This window comes from Pseudomonas sp. PA-6-3C, assembly GCF_021605825.1.
Classification (GTDB): Bacteria; Pseudomonadota; Gammaproteobacteria; order Pseudomonadales; family Pseudomonadaceae; genus Aquipseudomonas; species Aquipseudomonas edaphica.
The window spans coordinates 65,380-87,555 of the sequence record NZ_WKDV01000030.1 but is presented as its reverse complement, the minus strand read 5'-3'; the positions used below and the strand labels follow the sequence as shown (position 1 = coordinate 87,555).

General features: G+C 53.7%; 17 protein-coding genes. 2 read left to right on the top strand and 15 right to left on the bottom strand.

What is annotated here, in order from left to right; genetic code table 11:
- The first annotated feature begins 311 nt into the window (after positions 1 to 311).
- Entirely contained in the window at positions 312 to 569 is a 258-nt protein-coding gene (locus GIW48_RS19785) for a hypothetical protein (RefSeq protein WP_170039376.1), read from the top strand.
- Between the two features lie 234 nt (positions 570 to 803).
- Entirely contained in the window at positions 804 to 1,229 is a 426-nt protein-coding gene (locus GIW48_RS19780; protein ID WP_170039374.1) for a hypothetical protein, read from the top strand.
- 229 nt (positions 1,230 to 1,458) lie between these two features.
- Here GIW48_RS19780 and GIW48_RS19775 read toward each other — a convergent pair whose 3' ends face one another.
- The 15 genes from GIW48_RS19775 to GIW48_RS19705 form a co-directional block, all read right to left on the bottom strand.
- Positions 1,459 to 2,181 (bottom strand): hypothetical protein, encoded by a 723-nt coding sequence (locus GIW48_RS19775; RefSeq protein WP_236462492.1) that lies wholly within the window; start codon positions 2,179 to 2,181, stop codon positions 1,459 to 1,461.
- A 175-nt stretch (positions 2,182 to 2,356) separates the two neighbouring features.
- A complete protein-coding gene (locus GIW48_RS19770) occupies positions 2,357 to 3,055 on the bottom strand; it encodes a transposase (protein ID WP_170039370.1) in 699 nt (232 codons plus the stop codon).
- 349 nt (positions 3,056 to 3,404) lie between these two features.
- The gene (locus GIW48_RS19765; RefSeq protein WP_017135223.1) at positions 3,405 to 3,734 is read right to left on the bottom strand and encodes a hypothetical protein; all 330 of its coding nucleotides are present in this window, start codon (positions 3,732 to 3,734) and stop codon (positions 3,405 to 3,407) included.
- A gap of 151 nt (positions 3,735 to 3,885) precedes the next feature.
- Positions 3,886 to 4,437: a DUF6990 domain-containing protein gene (locus GIW48_RS19760; protein ID WP_186617831.1), complete on the bottom strand. Its 552-nt coding sequence runs from the start codon at positions 4,435 to 4,437 to the stop codon at positions 3,886 to 3,888.
- 204 nt (positions 4,438 to 4,641) lie between these two features.
- On the bottom strand, positions 4,642 to 5,274 hold the full coding sequence (locus GIW48_RS19755; RefSeq protein ID WP_236472934.1) for a transposase: 633 nt from the start codon (positions 5,272 to 5,274) through the stop codon (positions 4,642 to 4,644).
- 150 nt (positions 5,275 to 5,424) lie between these two features.
- Positions 5,425 to 6,021, bottom strand: coding sequence for an imm11 family protein (locus tag GIW48_RS19750; RefSeq protein ID WP_186617827.1), 597 nt, complete (start codon positions 6,019 to 6,021; stop codon positions 5,425 to 5,427).
- Between the two features lie 155 nt (positions 6,022 to 6,176).
- Complete coding sequence (locus GIW48_RS19745; RefSeq protein WP_111452864.1) at positions 6,177 to 6,875, bottom strand: transposase; 699 nt, start codon at positions 6,873 to 6,875, stop codon at positions 6,177 to 6,179.
- A 209-nt stretch (positions 6,876 to 7,084) separates the two neighbouring features.
- Positions 7,085 to 7,648 carry a hypothetical protein gene (locus GIW48_RS19740; RefSeq protein WP_017135227.1) on the bottom strand — a complete coding sequence of 188 codons (564 nt, stop codon included), beginning with the start codon at positions 7,646 to 7,648 and terminating at the stop codon, positions 7,085 to 7,087.
- A 37-nt stretch (positions 7,649 to 7,685) separates the two neighbouring features.
- Positions 7,686 to 8,006, bottom strand: coding sequence for a hypothetical protein (locus tag GIW48_RS19735; protein ID WP_157786464.1), 321 nt, complete (start codon positions 8,004 to 8,006; stop codon positions 7,686 to 7,688).
- A 711-nt stretch (positions 8,007 to 8,717) separates the two neighbouring features.
- Positions 8,718 to 9,011 (bottom strand): hypothetical protein, encoded by a 294-nt coding sequence (locus tag GIW48_RS19730; RefSeq protein WP_236461036.1) that lies wholly within the window; start codon positions 9,009 to 9,011, stop codon positions 8,718 to 8,720.
- A 1-nt stretch (position 9,012) separates the two neighbouring features.
- Positions 9,013 to 9,192, bottom strand: coding sequence for a hypothetical protein (locus GIW48_RS19725; protein ID WP_236461033.1), 180 nt, complete (start codon positions 9,190 to 9,192; stop codon positions 9,013 to 9,015).
- A 142-nt stretch (positions 9,193 to 9,334) separates the two neighbouring features.
- Entirely contained in the window at positions 9,335 to 10,033 is a 699-nt protein-coding gene (locus GIW48_RS19720; RefSeq protein WP_176991660.1) for a transposase, read from the bottom strand.
- A 305-nt stretch (positions 10,034 to 10,338) separates the two neighbouring features.
- Positions 10,339 to 11,007 carry a hypothetical protein gene (locus GIW48_RS19715; RefSeq protein WP_080593756.1) on the bottom strand — a complete coding sequence of 223 codons (669 nt, stop codon included), beginning with the start codon at positions 11,005 to 11,007 and terminating at the stop codon, positions 10,339 to 10,341.
- Positions 11,008 to 11,418: 411 nt separating this feature from the next.
- The gene (locus tag GIW48_RS19710) at positions 11,419 to 11,736 is read right to left on the bottom strand and encodes a hypothetical protein (protein ID WP_073637953.1); all 318 of its coding nucleotides are present in this window, start codon (positions 11,734 to 11,736) and stop codon (positions 11,419 to 11,421) included.
- A complete protein-coding gene (locus tag GIW48_RS19705; protein WP_236461031.1) occupies positions 11,733 to 22,157 on the bottom strand; it encodes a hemagglutinin repeat-containing protein in 10,425 nt (3,474 codons plus the stop codon). The genes GIW48_RS19710 and GIW48_RS19705 overlap by 4 nt, the downstream gene beginning before the upstream one ends.
- Positions 22,158 to 22,176: the final 19 nt, after the last annotated feature.

The following is a 22,176-nucleotide window of genomic DNA, read 5'->3' as shown; positions in this document are numbered from 1 at the left end:
AGACAAAAGAGGGTTGAGTCAGGGCGTTGGTGCCTTGCGTGGGTTTGGGTGGGGGGCTTATAGTCCGGCCCGTCGCCCAACAAGGGCGATCGGATTTGGCGATCCGTTGACCGTATGCGAAAGCTTTCTGCTTGCTTGCAGGGGCTTCCGTACCCGCATCGCTGCTTTATGGCAGCTGTGCGCGGGAGACCTTCGGGTCTGCCGGAACTCGGTCCCGGTTCGCCAACCTGCGTACAGCTGTCACCCATTCGTTTGGCGACGATAGGTGACAGCTTCACTCTACTGACCGAGGTTTCACCATGAACCAATACATGCCCCTAACGGGCCACGACTGCACCGTCCCCGCTCTGCTTATCGACACCAGCGCGCCCCTCGACGTACTCCACGACGCCGCCGCGTACCGGATTCGCGCCGTCACGCAACTGTTGGAAAACCTGGCCTTCCGCGAACAGCTCAGCAGCGATGCTGTGGTGCTTCAAGACTTCGCCCAACTACTGGCTATACCGCTGCGGGATGGGTGTGATTTGCTGGATGTCATTATTCGCAGGCTCAATGCCGATCCATCCTGAGTAACAACCGGGCGGCTCGCATGCCGCCCGGCTTGCGGATATAGGCGTGGGAGCTTTCTTGACCAACCAATTTTTTACATCAAGATTTTCGCGACAGTTCTTGTATAACAGCTATAACAAAAAATTCTAAAAAACTGTCAATTCTCACAGGTTTATAAAAACGCAGAGTTCCATAGTCTTTCATACGACACCGGTGAGCCGGATAGCAAACATAGTAGATATGAGGACTCATAAATGGACAAGTACTTTGGCGAAGAATCGTTCACGTTGTTGCCGGAAGCTATTTCATTCATTAGAAAAGTAAATACGGACCTTGCCGACGACCCACAGAAGAGGCATGAAAGTGGTTGGAGGCGTAATGCACAAATAGTAACAACTGGAGATAGCCGTTTGTGGCTGCTCTCAATGGAACCTGGCGGAAGCGAAAACTTAACGACCACACTAGAGCAATATTTGCAGCACGTGTCAAAAAACTTATCCGAGAACCAATTCTACCGCATGGTAGTTATTGATGAGGTGCCAGGCACAATCCGTCGGTTTGAACTAATGATGACGTGGAAACCCTACGTAAAACCTCAAGATAAAAAACCAGAATATAAAGAAAACTCTTGGTGGACTAAGTATTGGGACACCGTTCTTGGTAGTACAAGCGGGTTCTAATAGATGGAGAAAATAGGAAGGAAATAGGGGTCTGACCCTGAGGGATCCCCACAAATTTACCTTAAGCTCTGCGCTTGATGGCTTGCCTCATCACGCAGAGCCCGTTCCAATATTTCCCAGTGTCCTCGGCCTCCAAAATCTGTGCAGCTTCGCCAGTACTCCAAGCCTAGTCGCCACAATGAAAGCACTCGCTTTTCTTGAGCAAAAAGGGAGCAAAAAGGGGACAGATTTATTTAAGTAAAAAAGAACTCGAAAAATTAAATAAATCCGCCCCCTTTCTCCGCAGGTATTTAAGTGTCAGGGATCCCTCAGAGTCTGCCCCCCATTTTTCCTTGAATATTTCAACCGCCATAAAGCTTAAAAAATTCATTCTATCTACGATCCAGTATTGAACATCGTCAGGGATGAGCAATCCAAAATCGCTACTACAACGAGCATCCCACTGTGTTTTTGGCAACGCCAATTCCTCATGCAACCGACCATAGTCGGTATGTCGGTAAATCCCGCGGTCGAAATTTATGTAAAAGCTCGGCAATTTCATACGCAAAAAATTCCATTTTCGCAAATCCATTTCTCCTCCATAAGATAAGAACCGCTCTACATCCTTATAAAAACTCTTAACACTCTCCAAAGTTAAGCCTTTGAAAAAAAAATCTCGCATCATCGTAAAACTTATCACTTCTGCTTCGGCACTATCAATGTACTGATGAAAATTATCAGCTCCTAAAACTGAGATTCCACCGCGAAAGAGCCCAAGAGCTTTTTCATAATCTTCCTGCTTTAGCCGGCCTGTTTCAATATACGACAAATAATCCGGCCGGACATCGATACAGTAATTGGACTTATCATCCACAACATAATAATGTTGCTCTTTCAAAACAAACAGAGCAATTGATTTGCGCCCTTCAAACAGCTCACTTTCTAATGCGCTAAGCTTAGCGTCCAAACTCATGAAAAAACTCCTCCTGCGTCAATACTCGTGTATTTGATGAGTGCTTCTCAAGCAAGGAATCCCATACTTTCGGAAGTTCTAGTGAGACACTTGGCTTCCCTTGATTTGGATCTACAATTTTAGGGGCGTTAGGGTTCCTTGTCTGACCGGGCAAACGAAAATAGGGGTCAGACCACTATTCTTTTAACTCATACTTTTTTGGGCGTCCTGACACACCCTGCGAAACTCTTTTACCTAATGCGTGCGCGATCTCGGACGCAAACTTCTGATCGCCCAAAACATAATTACCGTTTGTAGAAGATCGGATTTGTTCTATCAGCCCAGGTGAAAGTCGATCATTGAATAAAGACCGGTAAGCTTCGGCTCGTTGCGCGCTGCCGCTACCTAATTCGCTATAAGCCGCATGCGGGCTTATAAAGCCTGACAGCTCGCCCTGTGCGTTTGCCCTATAGCTGGTCCAGCGATAGTCGCCCGGATGAATAACCATACCGGCTCTAACCGGGTTCATTTCGATATATCGATAGCAAGCTAAAACATAGTTTTCTTGTTGAACCAAACAGGAACGGAAACGGCCTTCCCACAACGTACCCGTTCGTTGATATGTTCGATTGACATATTGAACGTAGCGCTGCCCAAGCCCCTTCATAAGCAGCCCAGCCCCTGCGCAGCAGGTGGGAGTCAACAACAAATGAACATGATTTGTCATCAAGCACAATGCGTGAACTTTACAGCCATAAAATTCAGCAAGCATGGCTAATGTATCAATGTAAAAAATATAGTCTTCATCTGAGTAAAAACACGCAGACCGATTGTTTCCCCGTTGAATAATATGCAACGGGATATCCGGCAGTAAAACCCTAGGACGGCGAGCCATATAAACCCCTAACTGGATAAGAGCTTACAGCTTAGCCGCCCTTCAACAGGCCAACAGAGTGGAATAATTACAAAAAATAAATCATGTTTTTAAAGAGCAACTCTGCTCAACTCTAAAAAACAAAACCGTGGTCTGACCCCTATTTCATGCGTAAAAAATTAACTTTTGCTTCGCAAGCTCTAGCGGTATGGAATGCATTACTCAGCTCCTTTTTTCGAAGGGTATGCCGGGAGAGCTGACCTAGGACCGCCCGGATTATATCTAAATCCTCCTGGCATATGCGCGTCCAAATGCCGTGGGATCCCTCAGGGTCTGCCCCCTATTTCCCTTCAAACTCGCCGCTTAATTATCAAGGATAAACAAAGTCTATACTAATTTTAACTTCAACTAAATCCAAGGTCACCTCACAGCCACTCCACGCTGGCAGCCCTCCTGTAAGTTTATTCTCAACATACCAACTACGCAGCTCTGTTAAAAGAGCTAAAATATCTGTATTGGCTCGCCCGCCTGCCGTGAACCAGGCAACGTTACCTTGTTTATCAATGTAGTCATACTCATACTCACAGCTATCTAGCTCTTGGGAGAGCTGTGCACGCATTATAATTTTACATGCTCCATCGGGAGCAATCTGAAATAAAATGCTCCCAATGTCATTGTAGATATCATCATCACTACGCATCAATTTCCACCCGGTGAGTTTTTAAATACAATCTCTTTTGGACGAGCACCGCCTATTGAATACTCCACATTAAAGCTATCTGGCCGAACACTTTTACCAGAATACACAGGCTCAATCTTCAGAATCCCTCAGGGTCAGACCACTATTTCCTCTATTTATTTTTTTTAGCTATCATCAGTGCTCTATCAATCATATCGGAGGTAATGTAAGGCACAAATCCGAGCCTGTCGCCCTTCCCAAAGCTCTGTTTATATTCATCCAGACGTACCGTATCACCAGCCAGTGCTAGAGCCGCCAAATGGCGAACTGGCATTGCACCTTTAGCATCTGTTGGTAGCACTCTATAAGCGCTCAACCCCTCGTCAATACTCTGAGAGCGAGCCCAAGACAACGCCTTCTCAGACAGCCTAATAACATCATCTTCAGAAAAACTAGACAATTTCTCCGGAGCTTCATTACTAACTATGATCGGAGCATTACTACCGCCATCACCCATTATAAAAGAAGCGGCCTCCGAGAATTCCTTTGAGGAGATGGAGGGCATAAGCGAAACCCGGAAATGGTCCGAGCGCTTACCAACAGATGGGATGACCTGAAGCTGAGCCTCTCCGACGTCAGTGACGCAAAAATAATCACCAACTTCATCTTTGCTACAAGTCCATCCCAGTTCCTTCAAGATTGAAACCACATCTTTTTCTTTCATTACTTAGCACCAGGGAACTTCATAAGTTCAATAGGAATGCCATTAGGATACCCTCGCTCCTTTAACGGCACACCCGGTTTCAGGCCAAAGCTTTCAGCCACTTTACCCCTAGTGGAAATAGGGGTCAGACCACTATTCTTAAATTTTTAACACCCAATTTTTCGGGCGTCCTGACACACTCGGTGAAACTCTTTTACCTAATATCTACGCAATCTCTGACGCAAACTTCTGATCGCCCAAAACATAATTGCCGTTTGTAGAAGAGCGAATTTGTTCTATCAACTCAGGTGAAAGCCGATCCATGAATATTGACCGGTAAGCTTCGGCTCGTTGCGCGGCGCCGCTACCTAAGTCGCTATAAACTGTATGAGGGCTTATAAAGCCTGATAGCTCGCCCTGTGCGTTTGCCCTATAGCTGGTCCAACGGTTGTCGCCCGGATGAGCAACCATACCCGCTCTGACCGTGTTCATTTCAATATATCGATAGCAAGCTAAAACATAGTTGTCTTGTTGAACCAAACAGGAGCGGAAACGGCCTTCCCACAACGTACCCGTTCGTTGATATGTTCGATTGACATATTGAACGTAGCGCTGCCCCAGCCCCTTCATAAGTAGGCCAGCCCCCGCGCAGCAGGTGGGAGTCAACAACAAGTGAACATGGTTTGTCATCAAGCACAATGCGTGAACTTTACAGCCATACAATTCAGCAAGCACGGCTAATGTATCAATGTAAAAAATATAGTCTTCATCTGAGTGAAACCACGCAGGCCGATTGTTTCCCCGTTGAATAATATGCAACGGGATATCCGGCAGTAAAGCCCTAGGACGGCGAGCCATATAAACCCTTAACTGGATAAGAGCTTACAGCTTAGCCGCTCTTCAACAGGCCAACACAGTGGAATAATTACAAAAAATAAATCATGTTTTTAAAGAGCAACTCTGCTGAACTCTAAAAAATAAAACCGTGGTCTGCCCCCTATTTCCCCTTTATGCAACAGTAACCTTATCGCCATTAACCGACTCAAATACCGCCCCCACCACTCCTGCTGCCTCAAATCGAAGTTTCACATCTTCGCTCACTACAATCGCACCCAAATATTTTTTAATCCTAAAAATATGAAAAGCACCTACTTTTGACTCATCTATGGCCAAATTATAAAACGCGCGGTATTGACCAGCCATGTCTGGGCGCACAGGATCATTCACTGAAAACTTTGTAAACCTTGAAGACTCTTCATCTACACAATCTATTTGTGTTTCTATGATCATTAGAAAATAATTTTGCGAAACGTGTTTCCCTTCGATATCAACGGGCTCGAAGACCACATTTTGATAAGGTTGATCGACTTCAGACAAACCTATGAGTGAATTTCGAGCTCTCTCACTCAGAACAGGAACACTCGCATAGCCCGCTAGAGAATAATCAATTTCAACGCCGTCGAACCTGACATCGAGCGTATATCTGCCAGGCTCCATGAAATTAAGGGGTGGATTACTAAAGTTCCAATTATCCACATGCCTCACATCGCCGAGCACCCACTTTTCGGAAATAGAAAGATCCTGACGCAGCAAATAATATTTCATATCAATCCCTAGTCAGCCACTTATTAACTTCACTACCCACTATCACTGCTTCCTTTTTAATTCCATCCAACGTCTTTGTAACAGCCGATTTATAGGCTGGTGTTCCAGGCGCTAAGCCTTGAGTAGCCTGTTCCAAGAAAATAGGGGTCAGACCACTATTCTTTTAACTCATACTTTTTTGGGCGTCCTGACACGCCCTGCGAAACTCTTTTACCTAATGCCTGCGCGATCTCGGACGCAAACTTCTGATCGCCCAAAACATAATTACCGTTTGTAGAAGATCGGATTTGTTCTATCAGCCCAGGTGAAAGTCGATCATTGAATATAGACCGGTAAGCTTCGGCTCGTTGCGCGGTGCCGCTACCTAATTCGCTATAAACCGCATGCGGGCTTATAAAGCCTGATAGCTCGCCCTGTGCGTTTGCCCTATAGCTGGTCCAGCGATAGTCGCCCGGATGAGCAACCATACCGGCTCTGACCGGGTTCATTTCGATATATCGATAGCAAGCTAAAACATAGTTGTCTTGTTGAACCAAACAGGAGCGGAAACGGCCTTCCCACAACGTGCCCGTTCGTTGATATGTTCGATTGACATATTGAACGTAGCGCTGCCCCAGTCCCTTCATAAGCAGGCCGGCCCCTGCGCAGCAGGTGGGAGTCAACAACAAATGAACATGATTTGTCATCAAGCACAATGCGTGAACTTTACAGCCATACAATTCAGCAAGCACGGCTAATGTATCAATGTAAAAAATATAGTCTTCATCTGAGTAAAAACACGCAGACCGATTGTTTCCCCGCTGAATAATATGCAACGGGATATCCGGCAGTAAAACCCTAGGACGGCGAGCCATATAAACCCCTAACTGGATAAGAGCTTACAGCTTAGCCGCCCTTCAACAGGCCAACAGAGTGGAATAATTACAAAAAATAAATCATGTTTTTAAAGAGCAACTCTGCTCAACTCTAAAAAACAAAAACGTGGTCTGACCCCTATTTCTGCAACTCTAAAAAACAAAAACGTGGTCTGACCCCTATTTCTGCCTATTTCATGACCCCTATTTCACTCGAGGACGGGAATACGCTGCGCGGGATCGGTGATGTCATACACATGCTGCTCACAGCCCGCGCCGACGATTACGAACTCCACCAGGTAAACCTTCTGCTTCTGCGGCTTGAACGCCGAGCTCATAGGGCCGCAGGCGTAGACAATTTTTTCGGCGTAGCGGTAGTAGTTCGAGTCATACACCCGCGACTCGCCCAATACCTCGATTGTCTGCCCCGGATCAGCCAACACTTCCAACTGCGGGAAGCGCTTGACCGCCGCACTGTTGGCAACCTCACTCATCTTGGCGATCCAGCCGAACACCTTGCCACGGCCTGAATCTACCACCGTGCCGAGGATCTCCGGCCGCTGATCCGCATCACCGCCACGGCGCACGGAGAACTGCACAGGGTAGGTAAAACCGGTGGCCCGCATGATCACCTTGGCTTGCTCGGCATCGGCCACGACCTTGTTCTGCTGCAACTGCACGCCGTCTTTGAGCAGGCTGGACGACGAGTCGCGAGCATTGGAGTGACAGCCCGCGAGGATCAGGGCCGAGAGGATAAAGGCAACTTTTCTCATAAGGGTTTTCCGTATAGATACATGGGCTATGCAAGGATCAAAAACTCAAAAAAAATACGACCCCGTATAAAAACAGGGCGAAGCCGGCCAACGCCGCTCGCCACTCCGGGTCGGCATCCTTACTCATGCCGCCCGGCGCGATGGCCACCCTGGCGCCTCGCGCATAGCTGTAGACCGCCTGGCCAAACCACAACTGCACCAGCACCATGAGGAAAAAGCGCTTCCAGCTACCGTCAAATCGTAGAAAGCCATTGAGTAGCGCAGCCAGGAGTAAGACCACATACAAACGTGATCTGACCTCGATTACCCGCTCTACCACCCACCACGCCCGGACATAAAGGATTTCACATAATCCCACCGTGTAACTATCCAGTACACAGCAAATATTCCTGACAAGGGAAATCCAATCCAGATGAACACCCAGTTCGAATCTGTGCGAAGCAGTATACCAACCACTATGGCGACCATCATGCCGAAAAACGTACTCACCCCACACACCACCGCCAACAATGAAACTATCAGCAGCAGGGTATTTATAAGTTTACTTGCTCGCATCGACCGCCTCATTGTAAAGGCTATTGCCTTTCGCGCCCACGGACAGAAAATATAGCAACATTGCACCGCCATACGGCGCCTTTTTACCAAGAATAAATTGGTTATTATCAAACTTTCTGACCGTCACATCAAATATTGATTTTTCTTGTTCAAACCATCAGCCAACCCCATCTTCAGAGGCACCTTTACAAACCCCGAACCAATTGATAACGCAGCAAAAATGGGACAGATTTATTTAAGTAAAAAAGCACTCGGAAAATTAAATAAATCCGTCCCCTTTTTCCCAGCATCTTCCCCAAATATTGAGGCCCGATGTGATGCACCTGGAATCCTTTGTTTAATCCCTGAAGTTCTTGATAAGTAGGACTAATCACGTCAGGTACACTCTGGCCTGTTGCTTTTGCGCAAAAATAGGGCTCAGTCCACCATTAATGTAAACGTGGTCTGACCCCGATTTTTTGCTGCTGAGCAGAGCACAACTACCTTTTTACCCTTTTCAGTGTATGCACGTCACTTAAACTTCCTTACCAAAGCCCAATACAAATCCTGATAAATAAATAACAAAACACACGAACGCCAGTGCAGCCCGCCCTACTGGATTTGCATCTTTACCTAAACCACCTGGACCAATAGAGACCCAGCCACCTCTCAGGTAGGCAAATACAGCTTGCCCAAACCATAACTGAAGCATCAGCGCGCTAAAAAATGGCCTTGCATCGCCCCAAAATCGAAAAAAGCAATTGAGTAATGCGGCAATCAGCAGCAATACTCCCAATAAATACCTGTATTTGTAGAAAGTCGACTTCATGCTAATTCCCCTTGAAAACATCAATAGCTTTTTCCGCCAATTCGTCCCAGACTTTAGCAACACCCAGTGCATTGGGCACTCTCGCTGCTTCACTTGCAGGAATACCTCTGCTAACAGCGAAACGCTCGAAACCAGCACTTAAGCCATAACTGGTTAATGCTTCCGGGGTTTTGTCGGTCATATAGCTAGACACAAGGGATGCTATTGTTGATCCGTTCGACAGCACAGCTGCTGCCCCCCCTGTAGTAAATACGGCTACGCCACCCATAGCGGTTCCAACATCAGAAACCATCTTGGGGGAAATAGGGGTCAGACCACTATTCTTAAACTTTTAACACACACTTTTTCGGGCGTCCCGACACGCTCGGTGAAACTCTTTTACCTACTATCTGCGCAATCTCTGACGCAAACTTCTGATCGCCCAAAACATAATTTCCGTTTGTAGAAGATCGAATTTTTTCTATCAACTCAGGTGAGAGCCGATCCAGGAATGTTGACCGGTAAGCTTCGGCTCGTTGCGCGGCGCCGCTACCTAAGTCGCTATAAACTGCATGCGGGCTTATAAAGCCTGATAGCTCGCCCTGTGCGTTTGTTCTATAACTGGTCCAACGGTAGTCGCCCGGATGAGCAACCATACCCGCTCTGACCGGGTTCATTTCGATATATCGATAGCAAGCTAAAACATAGTTGTCTTGTTGAACCAAACAGGAGCGGAAACGGCCTTCCCACAACGTGCCCGTACGTTGACATGTTCGATTGACATATTGAACGTAGCGCTGCCCCAGCCCCTTCATAAGCAGGCCAGCCCCCGCGCAGCAGGTGGGAGTCAACAACAAGTGAACATGATTTGTCATCAAGCACAATGCGTGAACTTTACAGCCATACAATTCAGCAAGCACGGCTAATGTATCAATGTAAAAAATATAGTCTTTATCTGAATAAAAACACGCAGACCGATTGTTTCCCGGCTGAATAATATGCAACGGGATATCCGGCAGTAAAACCCTAGGACGGCGAGCCATATAAACCCCTAACTGGATAGGAGCTTACAGCTTAGCCGCCCTTCAACAGGCCAACAGATTGGAATAATTACAAAAAATAAATCATGTTTTTAAAGAGCACTCTGCTGAACTCTAAAAAACGAAAACCGTGGTCTGACCCCTATTTCCCTTGAAACATCCTTTAATCTTGGTCGACTGGTCTCGAGTTGTCTTACCAGTTTGCCAAGCGTGGAGGTCACGTGCGGACAGCAGGCAGGGCAACAAGTCGTCATTGTTGGGAGTGCGCCAGTTGGCCCCGGCTCTTCTGGACCTAGCCTCCCCTCGCATCACCCAACCAAAAGTTCTTTTAATCGCTCTCCAGCAGTAGCTATCTCGCTGGTGGTCAGCGGCGTATAGCTAACAACAATCAACACACCTCCGGCCAATTCCGAGGTCTCCTCAACGTGCCCCTTGAGACAGTTAATAATCTGTTGAGGGCTTTTCCCAAATGCACGAAGGCATAATTTCTCATCAAAATAATTAGCCGCATTTATACGAAAAACACCCTCTCTCCCGTTAACATCTTTTTTTGTAGCATCGCATGCAGCTACTACTGCCGGCCAGTCGCTTCTAGTGACAGACCAATCATGCAGTGCAGCTCTATAGGCACCAAAAGCCTCTACGTACGCAGGGAAAATTCGTTTCAACAAGTCCAAATAATCAATTTTAGCATTCGAAAACTCAATGAATAGAGAGTCATCAAATTGAGCATCATCTTCTAGATATTTCTCACTTCTAAGAGAATATGCAATTCGACCTTTTATTCCCTTTGGAAGGAATTTATCCAAAGAAACAGAAACAACAAGCTCGCCTTCAATATCGGGAACATCTACAGCACCGGCCAAATTCCATGGCGCACCTAAGCCGGACAACCTTTCGATAATATTTTCGTGCCGTTTTTCAATAGACTCTGAAAATTTTGGCCTATGACGAAATTCAAGCTTATGCGTAGTCATTAGGGTGCAACCCTCGCAGTAACGTTTCTGATATTTTGCTCAATCAAAATATCAGTTGCTCTCTCAGCCGCTTTTTGACTTGGAAATTCAAAAACGGCTTTGATACCGGGATTTTGTTTCAACGCATTCGATGAAATAGTGAAAACAGGGGTCAGGCCCTGAGGGATCCCAGCTTAGCCTTCGATCACTAGGCGGACAAAATAAAAATATTACAAAAATAAATTATGCTTTGAAAATACCAACTCTACCAAACTCTAAAAAAGCAAAATCGTGGCCCACCTTATTTTTCAAAAAATAAACCATATTTTTAAATAACAACTTCACTGAACTCTAAAAAACGCAAAACGTGGTCCACAAAACGTGGTCTGCCCCCATTTCCCTAGCCAGTTTGACACCACCTTTTGTACCAACTTAATAAATGAATTTGGTATTAGCCTTTCCACTAGGGTCGATAACCAGTACAAATTTTCTCCAATCACCACCTGTGTGCGATCTCATCAGCTCGTGCAACTTATGGACGTGACTAGAAGCTCTATCTTCAGGGTCATCCAAAAGCTCGCTGAAGAACAAGCCATCGCGAACGAATGAGTATTTAGAACCTACAGACCACCCTCCGTCATAAACTTCATGCTCAAATTCACAACGCATTTCCTCGTACGGACCATTCGCAGAGTCATGCATGATCTGCGTGAGCGCATTCAAGACCTGTACTTGTTGCTCAATGCTCATTGCCCGGCCTCATTCCTGAATGACTTGCGCATTTTTATTCCATTGATTGAGTAGTCAATAACTAATGAATCTGGTCTTGCCGACACAGGATCCGTTCTAGAAAAGCGCACTGTCACGGCGCCGACCTGATCACCGTTGTTCAACCCCTTCTTAATTTCTGTTTCCCACCGCTTATAGGCAGAGTTATTGAAATTACCATCCTGCGGAAAGAGGTTGAATCTGTCACAGGTACCACCAAGCTGACAACCCTGGATGTGCCCCCCCACATCCGTTGGCAATCCCTCTTTGCCAACTGCCGTTTGGCGTGCATCACGGACGCCTTTATCCAACGACGGACTGTAGGTAATTTCATCAACGTAACCGCTTGAATTGGTCTTAAATTCAGTGCCGTTGCTCAGCTTGACTTGGCTATTTGGTGGGGGCTCATTCAGTATTTTGTATTCAGGTGTTCCTTTACTGGCTTTGGTCACATCGACCTCAACACTAGCCAGTTTGACACCACCTTTTTCACCAGCCTCCTTTATCGGGTGGGCATAGGGCATGCCAGCCTCAGCATCCGGCGAGGAAATCGAGGTGTATGGCGCCTTTGCACCCTGAATCTCATTACTGGCGCTGCTAATCAGCTTCGATGCTTCGCTGATATCGCCCCTGTTCAGAGCTTTGCGTGCCATTTTCAAGGTGCCGGAAATAATCCGTTCACCTGGAATAAGTGATGCTGCTACCTCAAGGTAATCAAGTGCACTCTCAGCCTCCGCTACGCTTTTAACTGTGCCGACAACTGGTACAAAATTTGCGCCTTCTGACAGGGCATCTTTGAGCTCTTCACGCCGCTGAGTATACATCTTGACCGAGCACGCTTGCTCACTCATGCCAGCGCAGTTTTGCTCCTTGTAGTGTTGGTTTTCTGCTTTGACGCGGTCTTCAGCCTGCTGCTCAAGTGTCTTATGTGCGGCTAATGCTTCTGCAATATCACTGAGGGAGTTGTTCTCCACCGCATTGCTTCCCGCCTTTGCCCCAGTAACCGCACCGCCCAGATCACCACCAGCAATCCCCCCAGCCAACCCTGCTGCTAGACCCGAAAGTGCAACAACCGTCTCTCTCTCCTCCTCCGTCAACTCGATTGTCTTCCTGCCCGGATACAACTGATGGGCGATGAATTCACCCGTCGCCGCTCCCGCAGCCCCCGCTCCCGCAGAGTTGCCTTGCGCCTGCGCCACCACCGCACCCAATACGGCATGCGCCATGGTGTTGAGTACAGCGTTGTCTCCGGTGGTTTTCCTGATGACTTGCGCCATGTACGGCGCCGACGCGCCCGCAATAGCGGAACCGATATCGCCTCCCACCAACCCTTGCAATGCTGCTGTCACCGCCTGCGCTACACGTGGGTAATTGCCGCCGACCCCGTAGTCCGCCATGATCCGTTGATAAGCGTCAGTGGCAATCAGTTGTTTCTTGTAGGCATCGACGTCCTCTTTTTTGGCATCTTTTCCAGGGTCCTTGATGCCACGCTTATCAAGTTCAGCACGCGCCTCTTTATCAGCATCGATCTGGCCTTGGGTTCGAACGATGTCTACTGCCTGAGTACCAATATCCGCAATCAACTGCACCTGCCGCAGGCGCTTCTGCTCTTTTTCCTTATCAAAGATCGGGCTGATGCTGCCGTTGGCGTGTTCAACATCGTGGCTCAGCGTTGCAACGTCCTGCTGCTGTTTAGCAGGGTCGCGGATGTCGAGGGTACCGTTGGAAATGGCCGATGAGGTGGTGCCGCTGTCACTGTCGCCATGATTGAACGCGATCAAGCTGCCGGAGGGCAGGTTGCTGATGAAGGCGTTCGCTCCGCTTGCGCCACTGCTCACACTGGCGCTCTGCAACTGGCTTGTGTACTCAGCCTTGTTCTTTAAAACGCTCCATCCCAGCGTGCCGGTGCTCAGGCGGTTTTTGTCCGGCGTGGCTGTGCTGCCGATCACGCTGCCATCGAGTTGCGTGTGGTTGCCTACGTCAATCTGGTAGCCGCCCTTACCGCCGAACAGGCCGGTTTGCTCCTGCACACTCTGGTATTTGGAGTCGATCTTGCTTTTACTGATGCTCAGGTTTGCACTGCCGCCGGTGCCGATGATGGCGAAGCTGACGCCGCCACTCACATCCGTCTGCTTGGACTTGTAGTTATCGGTGTCTTGCAGACTTTGCAGCGTAAGGTCGCGCCCCACAGTAGCGGTAATTTTGTCTGCGCTGACCTGCGCGCCCTTCAGGGCGGTGTCTCGGCCGCTGATCAGGCTGACCTGTTTGCCCGCATCCAGGGTTGTTTCCGTCCAGGTGGTGCCAGTGCCCTTCTCGTTACCGGTGCCTTTGTTGGCATTGGCGAAAATGCTCAGGCCGCCGCCTTCGGAACCCACGCCTAGGCTGATACCTACCGCACCACCACTGCTGCTATTTTTGCCATCAAGTTTTTGGTTATTCGCCGCAGCTTCCAGGCGAATATCGCGCTCCGCCGCCAGCCGCATCTCATTACCGGCCTGAAGCTTGCTGCCTTGAACATGGATATCACCTGCGGCCCCAGGCGTACCGTTACCGTCCGCCACGATGGTGAGGTTGTTGCCGGCCGTCAGGCTGCTGCCCTGGCTGAGTGTCTGCTCCTGGGTCTGTTTGGAATCGGATTTCTGCGAACCCAGGGAGATGCTGATCCCCACAAACTGCGAAGCGTTAGCGCCGGTCATGCCGCCATTCTGCTGCGCCGCTTGCCACGCCTGCACCCCCGTCAAACCCGCCTTCACACCTTGCAGCGCCGAGAGGCGGCCGTCGTCCTCGTTCTTGGCTTGCTTGGCGGTCTTATAAGCGGAGTCCACCGCACTGCCCACGGTGCCGGACAACGCCAGGGTCAAACCACTGGTTTTGCTTTTGGAGGTCTGCTCGCTACGGTTGTTGTTCTCGGAAGCCAGGATGCTGACATTTTGCCCAACCAGGCTGATGTCCTTACCGGCAACCACGTCAGAGCCACGAATGGTCAGGTCTTTGCCAGCCTGAATATCCACACTGCCCAGCACACTGCCGATGTTGCTGGCTCGGGTGGTTTCGGTGCTGCTGGTGAAGGTGTTCTGGTTGCTGCTTGAACCCAACGTAACGCCGATGCCGCCGCTGCTCATCAAGCCCGATTTTTTGGTCGAGGACGAATGGCTTTGTTCAAAGGTTTCCGTGGCCCCATCAATCACCACATTGCGCCCGGCAATCAGGCTGGTGGCGTTGGTGGAAACCACGTCGCTGGCGGTAGTGCCGATGTCACGGCCAGCACGCACGACCACGGTATCAGCGCTGATGGAAGAACCCTGCTGACTGATCTGGTTACTGCTGTCGATGCGCGTTTTCTGGCTGCTGGACAGCAACCCTTTGCTGGTTTTGGTTTTGCGGTAATAGCTGTAGTCGCTGTCTTGCGCGGCGTTCAGCGCCAGGTCATTGCCTGCGTACAGGTAGGCTTCCTTGCCGGCACTCGCACGGCTGGCGCTGACCACGAGGTCGTTGCCGGCACTGAGGGAGAGGTTCTCACCGGCAACCAGGGAGGTGCCCACTTGCTGAACGTGGTCCTCCTGACTGGTCACCTTCTTGGAATTAAACGCCGAATGCTGTTCATTCGCCGCCGACGCCAGGTTCACATTTCCCTTGGCCACCAGCGCCAGATCACGCGTGGCATTCAACTGGCTGCCGATAGCACTGATGTCCCGCGCAGCCACCACCTGGAAGTCACGCCCGGCCTCGATCACAGTGCCGTACTGGTTTGCGCTGCTGCTGCGCATGTAGGTGCTGACGGCATTGGCGTTGCGTTGTTCGGCGGTGGCCAGGTTCACGTCGCGCCCGGCTTGAACGCCCAGGTCGGCGCCGCTTTTGAAGGCGCCGCCGGTGCTGTTGACGTCGCGGCCGGCTTGCAGGGTCAGGCTGTTGGCGGCCTCGATGCGCGCAGCGTTGTCAACGAAGTCGGTGCGCTCGGTGCGGTAGCCGCTGCTGCTCTGGTGGCTTGTGACAGTGCGTTCGTTGAGTACATCGCCATTTACCGCGCGCACGCTGACGTCGCGCCCGGCGATGATGCCGCCGGCGCGGTTGGTGAGGGTGTTGCCGGCGAGCAGGTCGAGGCGGTTGCCCGCTTGCACAAGGCCGCTGTTGACCATGTTGCGCCCGGCGCTGGCAGCGAGGTTGTTGGTGGCGCGCAGGGTGCCGACGTTGTTGAGGTCGGTGCCGCTGACCAGGTTCAGGTCGCTGCCGGTGATGAGTGCGCCGTTGGGCGCCAGGCGGTTGTTGGCCTGGGCCAGGTAGAGCACGGGCACCAGCACTTGCTGGCCGGCGACGGTGGCGTTTTCCATCCACACGATGTCGTGGGTCAGGGCCGCGACTTGCTCAGCGGTGAGGCTCACGCCTACGGCCAGGTTAAGCGCCTGTTTGGTGCCGATGGCGTTGTCCATCAGGTACTTGAACATCGCTGTGTCGCTGGTCTGGCCATCGATGAAGCGCTGGCCGGTACGGGCGATCACGGCTTGCTGGATCAGGCGCTGTTCATACAGGCCGTCACCCAGGCGCTTTTGTGCCTGGTCCGGGTCGTAGCCCAGTTTGGACAGCATGTAGTCGGAGCTTAAGAACTGGCTGAGGTTGGTCAGCAGCGGGTTGGTTTCGATCAGGTATTTCTGTGGGTTGGAAACGAACTGGCTGTCTGGCAAGCCCTGCACGCGGTTGATCACCACGCCGTCGGCCGAGGTGCTGCTGCCGGGTACGACCGGGCCGGTAACCGGCATGCGGTCGACGCTGCCGCCGCCCAAGGTCCAGCCTTGCGGCCCGGTGCTGGCTGGCGCGCTGGCGCTTTGGCCACTGAGACGGAACAGCCCGCCTTGGCCGGTAGGCAAGGTAAAGCCGGGCAGGCTCAGCGGGTTGATCTGCTGTTGGGCCAGGTCCGGCGGCAGTTGCTGGTTGAGGGTCACGCGGGTGGAGTAACCGGCTGCGCCACTGGCACCGGTGGCGTCGGTGGTGGTTTTGGCGCCCGCACCGATGTAGCTATAGCCCAGGCGTACCACGCTGTTGTCGATACCGGCTTGGGCCTTGACGTCTACCGCGCCGCCCGCCTGAATCACGGCGGCGTAACGTTGGTCATCGCTGGCGATTTTGGTGACTTTGCCGAACTGGGTGCGCTCGATCTCCATCATGCCGATGAAGTTGGCCACGGTGGCTTCAAGGCCGCCGAGGTCATTGGGGTTGTAACCGGCGCTTTTGTACCAATATTTGTTGGTGAGTGCGGCGGCGGCGCCGAACCAGCCTTCAGGGTGCTTGGTGCGCTCTGACGTGAAAAGACGATAGGTCTCGGTCTCGCCGGTTTCGATGCCGGTGTTGACCAAGTTGTTCAGGCGCGCGGTGAAGTTACCGCCGGCCGCGATCGAGCTGCTGCTGTTGAGCAAGTCGCCGCCGGCCAACGTCATGTTGCCGCCGGCGGTGATGCTTGAACCGGCACTGGCAGCGGTCACTTCCAGTTTGTCGCGGGTCACCAACTCCCACACGTAGTTGCGCGGGGTGCCGCCGGCTTTGCAGTCACCGGCGTTAACGTACTTGATGCACGTGCCTTCGGTGGCCGAGGCGGTGTAGACACCCGCGTCGTTGACGTCGAGTACCGCCCGCTCGTTTTTGATCGAGTTGGCGGACAGGCTGAGGTTGCCGTCACTCTGAATCGTCGATGAGCTGTTGAGGATGCTGCTGGCCAGGCCGCCCTTGCCGTCGCGGTCGACGCTGAGGTTGCCCAGGCTGTAGACGTCGGCGTAGCTGTTGTTCAGCGCGTCCACACGCAGGCTCATGTCGCCACCGCTGAAGATCAGGCCGTGGTCATTGAGCAAGGCGCCGGTGGTGGCGACCAGTCGTTGGCCGCTGCCCAGGGTCGCGTAGTTGTTGAGTGTGCCGGCGTTGACCACCAGGTCGGTGGCGGCGGTGAGGCGCCCACGGTTGTTGAGTGTGCCGGCGATGGTAGCGGTGGTGACGCCGCCGCCGGCAATGCTGGCGGTGTCGCTCAAGTTGGCCTGTGCGGCGCTGAGGTTGAGGTTGCCCAGGCTGCTGATGCGCCCGCTGCTGTTGAGCGCGCCGCTCAAGGTCAGGTCGAGCGCGCCGTCGCTGGCGATCAGGCCGTGGGTGGTCCAGTTGGCGCCATTGCCGACAAAGCCTCGGGCACCGAGCAGTTGGCCGGTGGCGGTCTGGTCGAGGTTGTCGACGTTGACCGTGAGTTGCCCGGCCTGGATCACGCTGCTGTTGGTCCAGTTGCCCTGGGTGATGGTCAGGTCGCCACGGGTGACCAGGCTGCCGCCCACGTCGTTGAGGTTGGCCGGGGCAATGCCGAAATTGCCGGTGCCCACGTGCAGTACGTTGCCGCCCAGGTTCTGGAAGCTGCCGGCGTTGAGGGTCAGGTCGTTGTTGGCGGTTTCCACCACACCGTTGCGGTTGTCGAACAGGCTGCCGATGGCGAATTCGGTGGTGCCCGCCGTGCCCAGCGCACGCAGGCGCCCGGTCTGGTTATCGAGGCTGGCCGCGCGCACCTTGAGGGTGCTTTCGCTTTCGATGATGCCCAGGCGGTTGTTGAGCGCGCCGCTGAGGTCCAGGTCGATCTGTTGGCCAGCAATCTGGCCGTCGTTGTCGCCGCTGTTATCGAAGTCATGCCCGACCACGCGCATCAGGCCTTTGGCATACAGCCCGCCGTTGCGGTTGTCGAAATTGCCGGTGGTGACCAGTGCGTTGCCGCCCTGCGCCGCGATGCGCCCGCCATAGTTGTCTACGCTGCCGGCTTGCAGGTTGAGGCTTTGCCCCTGCATCACGCCGCCCTGGCGGTTGTTGTTGAGGTCGTAACCGTTGCGCAGCACACCGACCACTTGGGTTTGCAGCGCGGCCTTGAGGCTGGCGAGGGTGCCGCCACGGTTGTCGAGGCTGGCGGCGTTGACGCTGAGGTCACCGGCCTGGGCGATCAGTTTGCCGCTCTGGTTATCCAGCGTGTCGGCCACGTTGGCGGTCATGCCGCCCTGGCTTTGCACGGTGCCTTGGCCATTGTCCAAGCGGTTGGCGGTGAGCAGGAGGTCGGCGTTCTGACTGTAGATCAAGCCGTCGTTGCCGTTCTGCACCAGGCCGCTGGCGGTGAGGCTCAAGCGGTCGTTGGCAGCCAGGGTGCCACGGTTGCGGTTATCCAGGCCGCCGGTCAGCAGGGTCAACAGGCCTTGGCTGGCGATCTGGCCGCCCTGGTTGTTGATCTGCGCCGCGCGGCTGATCAGCAGCGGGCCGCCGCTGGCCAGTTTGCCGTTGGTGTTGGTCAGGGTCGCGAGCAGGTCAAGGGTGGTGGCGGTGCCGCCACTGATGCTGCCGGCGCTGTTGTCCAGGTTTTGCGTAGCCAGGCTCAGGGCCGCGCCGCTGTCGATCACGCCGCCCTGGGCGTTGTTCAGCAAGCCGCCGACGGTCAGCGTCTGCCCGGCCGCGCTGGAGAGTACGCCTTTGTTGCTGTTATCCAGTTCGCCGGCATTAACGGTCAGCGCTTTCTGGCTCACCAGTGCCCCGCCTGCGCTGTTGAGCAGGTTGGCGGTCAGCGTGGCGTTAAGGTCGCCGTATCGGCTGGACAAGGTGCCGCCGTTGCGGTTGTCGAGGTTCGCACCGCTGACGGTGAGGCCCTGCCAGCCGGACATCAGGCCATTCTGATTGATCAGGTTTTCGGCATTGAGCACCAGCAGGTTATTGCTGATCAGCTTGCCGTTGCTGTTGTTCAACGTGCGGCCGTTGAGGTTCAGGGTTTGCGCGCTGGAGAGTTCGCCACCCTGGTTGCTGAGGTCACGCAGGTGGTTGATGGAGAGGTTGCCGGCGGTGGTGATCAGGCCACCCGCGTTGTTCAGGTCGCCGGTGGCGGTGCCGAAGTCCAGGGCAATCGCGCTGCCCAGCAGCGAGCCGTTCTGGTTGTCCAGCGCGGCGCTGTTGAGCGTCAGCGTATTGCTCGCGTTGAGCAGGCCCTGGTCGCGGTTGGTCAGGCGGCCAGCCACGTTGAGCAGCGTGTCGCCACGGCTGGTGAGGGTGCCGCCGCTGTTGTCGAGGTCGGTGGCGTGGGCGTCAACCGAGGCGGCGGCAATCATGCCTTTGACGTTGGCCAGGGCCTGGCCGATGCGCAGGGTCAGCGCGGCGTTGCTCAGCAGTTTGCCGCTGCTGTTGTCGAGGTTGTCGGCGGTGAGTGTGAACGCCTGGCTGCCGGAGATTTCGCCGCCCTGGTTATGCACGTTCTTGAGGTTGTTGAGCATCAACAGCGGCGCGTTGATCAGCCCGCCCTGGTTATTGAACTCGCCACGGTGCAGGTCCAGCGTCAGCGCCTCGGCGCTGGTGATCTGGCCGCCTTGCTGGTTGTTGAGGTCGGCAGTGCCAAGGGACAGGGCCTGGCGCGCGCTGAGGGTGCCGTTCTGGCTGTTGTCGACGCTTGCGGCGTTGAGTATCAGGCTGCCATCGGTGACCAGCCGCCCGCCTCGGTTGTCCACCGCGCCGAGTGCACTGAGGGTCAGCGGCCCTGCGCTGGAGAGCGTGCCGCCGCCGTTGGCCAGCGTGCGCGCGGTGATGCTCAGCAGCCCTTCACTGCTGATCAAACCCTGGTTGCGGTTAAGCAGTTGGTCGACATTCAAACCTGCACCGGCGCCAGCAATCAGCAGCCCGCCGTCGCTGTTATCCAGTTGCGTAGCGGTCACCTGCACGCCCGCACGGCTGGACAGCTCGCCGTTGCGATTGTCGATGTTGGCGACATTGACCTGCACACCACCCACGCCTGCGACCAAGCCTTTTTGGCGGTTATCGAGGCTATTACCGGCCACGCTTACCGTGCCTTGGCTGGTGACCAGCCCGGCTTGGTTATTGAGGCTGCCGACGTTGAGGCTGAGCGCATTGCCCGCTGTGATAAGGCCCGCGACGTTATCGAGGGTCGCGACCGTGAGCGTTGCGGTGTCGAGGCTTGAGAGTTCACCGCCCTGGTTATTCACCTCACCGACGACGGCGGTCAGCGGCGCGTTGCTGGTGACCAACCCACCTTGGGTGTTCTGCAGGCGATCGGCCGTGATGGCCAGGCCGCCGTTGCTGAGAATGCGGCCTTTGTTCTGGTTATCGACGGTGGCGGCGGTAATTTGGGTGTGTTGTTTGGCACCCAGTGTGCCGCCCTGGTTGTTCAACGCTTGGGCATCCACGCTCAACGCGCGGCTGGCAATCACACTGGCGCCGGTGTTGGTGACGGCCTTGCCGCGCAGGCTCACATCGCCTGTGGCGTTGCGGGTGTTGTCGGCGTTGACGCCGGCTTCGATGATGTCGCCGTTGGTCAGCGTGCCGCCGCTGGACAGCGCAATGCGGTCACGGGCGGCCAGGCTCTGGCGGTTAGTGAGGTCGCCCTGGGTGTTCACGTTAAGGGCTGTACCGGCATACACCGGCCCTTTGGCGTCCAGGCTTGCGGCGTTGATGTTGACCGCGCCGCTGGCGGCGGTTTGCGCCATGCTCAAATGCCCATTGGCATCGAGTTGGATATCACCACCACTGGCCGCCAACGTGCCGTCGAGCTTCACGCCCACACCGGCTTCGGTGCCCACCAGTTTGATCGCACCGGCGTACATGCCGCCCAAGGCACTGGAGTCGATGGCCAGCTCGGGCTTGGCGCTGCCGTCGTCGGCACGGGCGGTGGCTTTCAGGCTTTTGGCGTCGACGTCGTTGCGCCCGGCGACCACGGCCAGTTCACGGGCGTTGATTTGCGCGTTGATCTTGGCCGAGCGGGTAATGATTTCGAAGCGGTCGACGTTGCTGGCGTTCAGGCCTTCGCCGTCGATGGTCACGGCGCCGCCGTCCACTTGGTAGTGGTCCAGGCGACCGACGTTGTCCATCATCGGCTTGCCGGTGGTCAGGGTCACGTTGGGCGTGTTGATAAACCCGCAGCCGCTGCACGTGATGCCGTAAGGGTTGGCGACGATGACTTTGGCCGACTGCCCCGCTACTTCGGTGTAACCGCGCAGCTGGCTCGGGCTGCCGCCGTTGACTTCGTTGAGGATAACGTTGGCCGCGCCGCCCTTGAGGTTGGGGTTGCCGACGATGTAACCGCCCAGCTGGGTGTTCTGCAGCGCGCCAGTGGCGTTGTTGAGGATCACGCCGTTGGGGCCGACGTTGTAGTCCTTGAACTGGTTGTGGGACAAGCCACTGCCATTAGGGGTGGCGATGTTCACCACCGGCACGCCATTGCCGGCCTGGCCGACGCTGGTGGCCGGGTTGCTCACCACAATGCCTTCGGCCTGGGCCAGCAACGGCTGCCAGAACAGCGCGTTGACCAGGATCAGCACCAGGCCGCGCTTGGGCAGGCCGAAGAACGCGTCGCGGCGCTTCAGGGCAGCAGAAGGTTGGCGGGCCAGAAAGGCAAAGTGGCGAACATCCATGGTCAAATTCTCGTTGCAG

What these genes read in the sequence shown, in the direction of transcription:
- GIW48_RS19750 (WP_186617827.1), bottom strand. Translation starts at nt 6,021, where the DNA reads ATGAAATATTATTTGCTGCGTCAGGATCTTTCTATTTCCGAAAAGTGG.
- GIW48_RS19745 (WP_111452864.1), bottom strand. Translation starts at nt 6,875, where the DNA reads ATGGCTCGCCGTCCTAGGGTTTTACTGCCGGATATCCCGTTGCATATT.
- GIW48_RS19705 (WP_236461031.1), bottom strand. Translation starts at nt 22,157, where the DNA reads ATGGATGTTCGCCACTTTGCCTTTCTGGCCCGCCAACCTTCTGCTGCC.
- GIW48_RS19775 (WP_236462492.1), bottom strand. Translation starts at nt 2,181, where the DNA reads ATGAGTTTGGACGCTAAGCTTAGCGCATTAGAAAGTGAGCTGTTTGAA.
- GIW48_RS19785 (WP_170039376.1), top strand. Translation starts at nt 312, where the DNA reads ATGCCCCTAACGGGCCACGACTGCACCGTCCCCGCTCTGCTTATCGAC.
- GIW48_RS19725 (WP_236461033.1), bottom strand. Translation starts at nt 9,192, where the DNA reads ATGACCGACAAAACCCCGGAAGCATTAACCAGTTATGGCTTAAGTGCT.
- GIW48_RS19770 (WP_170039370.1), bottom strand. Translation starts at nt 3,055, where the DNA reads ATGGCTCGCCGTCCTAGGGTTTTACTGCCGGATATCCCGTTGCATATT.
- GIW48_RS19755 (WP_236472934.1), bottom strand. Translation starts at nt 5,274, where the DNA reads ATGGCTCGCCGTCCTAGGGCTTTACTGCCGGATATCCCGTTGCATATT.
- GIW48_RS19760 (WP_186617831.1), bottom strand. Translation starts at nt 4,437, where the DNA reads ATGAAAGAAAAAGATGTGGTTTCAATCTTGAAGGAACTGGGATGGACT.
- GIW48_RS19780 (WP_170039374.1), top strand. Translation starts at nt 804, where the DNA reads ATGGACAAGTACTTTGGCGAAGAATCGTTCACGTTGTTGCCGGAAGCT.
- GIW48_RS19715 (WP_080593756.1), bottom strand. Translation starts at nt 11,007, where the DNA reads ATGACTACGCATAAGCTTGAATTTCGTCATAGGCCAAAATTTTCAGAG.
- GIW48_RS19720 (WP_176991660.1), bottom strand. Translation starts at nt 10,033, where the DNA reads ATGGCTCGCCGTCCTAGGGTTTTACTGCCGGATATCCCGTTGCATATT.
- GIW48_RS19740 (WP_017135227.1), bottom strand. Translation starts at nt 7,648, where the DNA reads ATGAGAAAAGTTGCCTTTATCCTCTCGGCCCTGATCCTCGCGGGCTGT.
- GIW48_RS19765 (WP_017135223.1), bottom strand. Translation starts at nt 3,734, where the DNA reads ATGCGTAGTGATGATGATATCTACAATGACATTGGGAGCATTTTATTT.
- GIW48_RS19730 (WP_236461036.1), bottom strand. Translation starts at nt 9,011, where the DNA reads ATGAAGTCGACTTTCTACAAATACAGGTATTTATTGGGAGTATTGCTG.
- GIW48_RS19710 (WP_073637953.1), bottom strand. Translation starts at nt 11,736, where the DNA reads ATGAGCATTGAGCAACAAGTACAGGTCTTGAATGCGCTCACGCAGATC.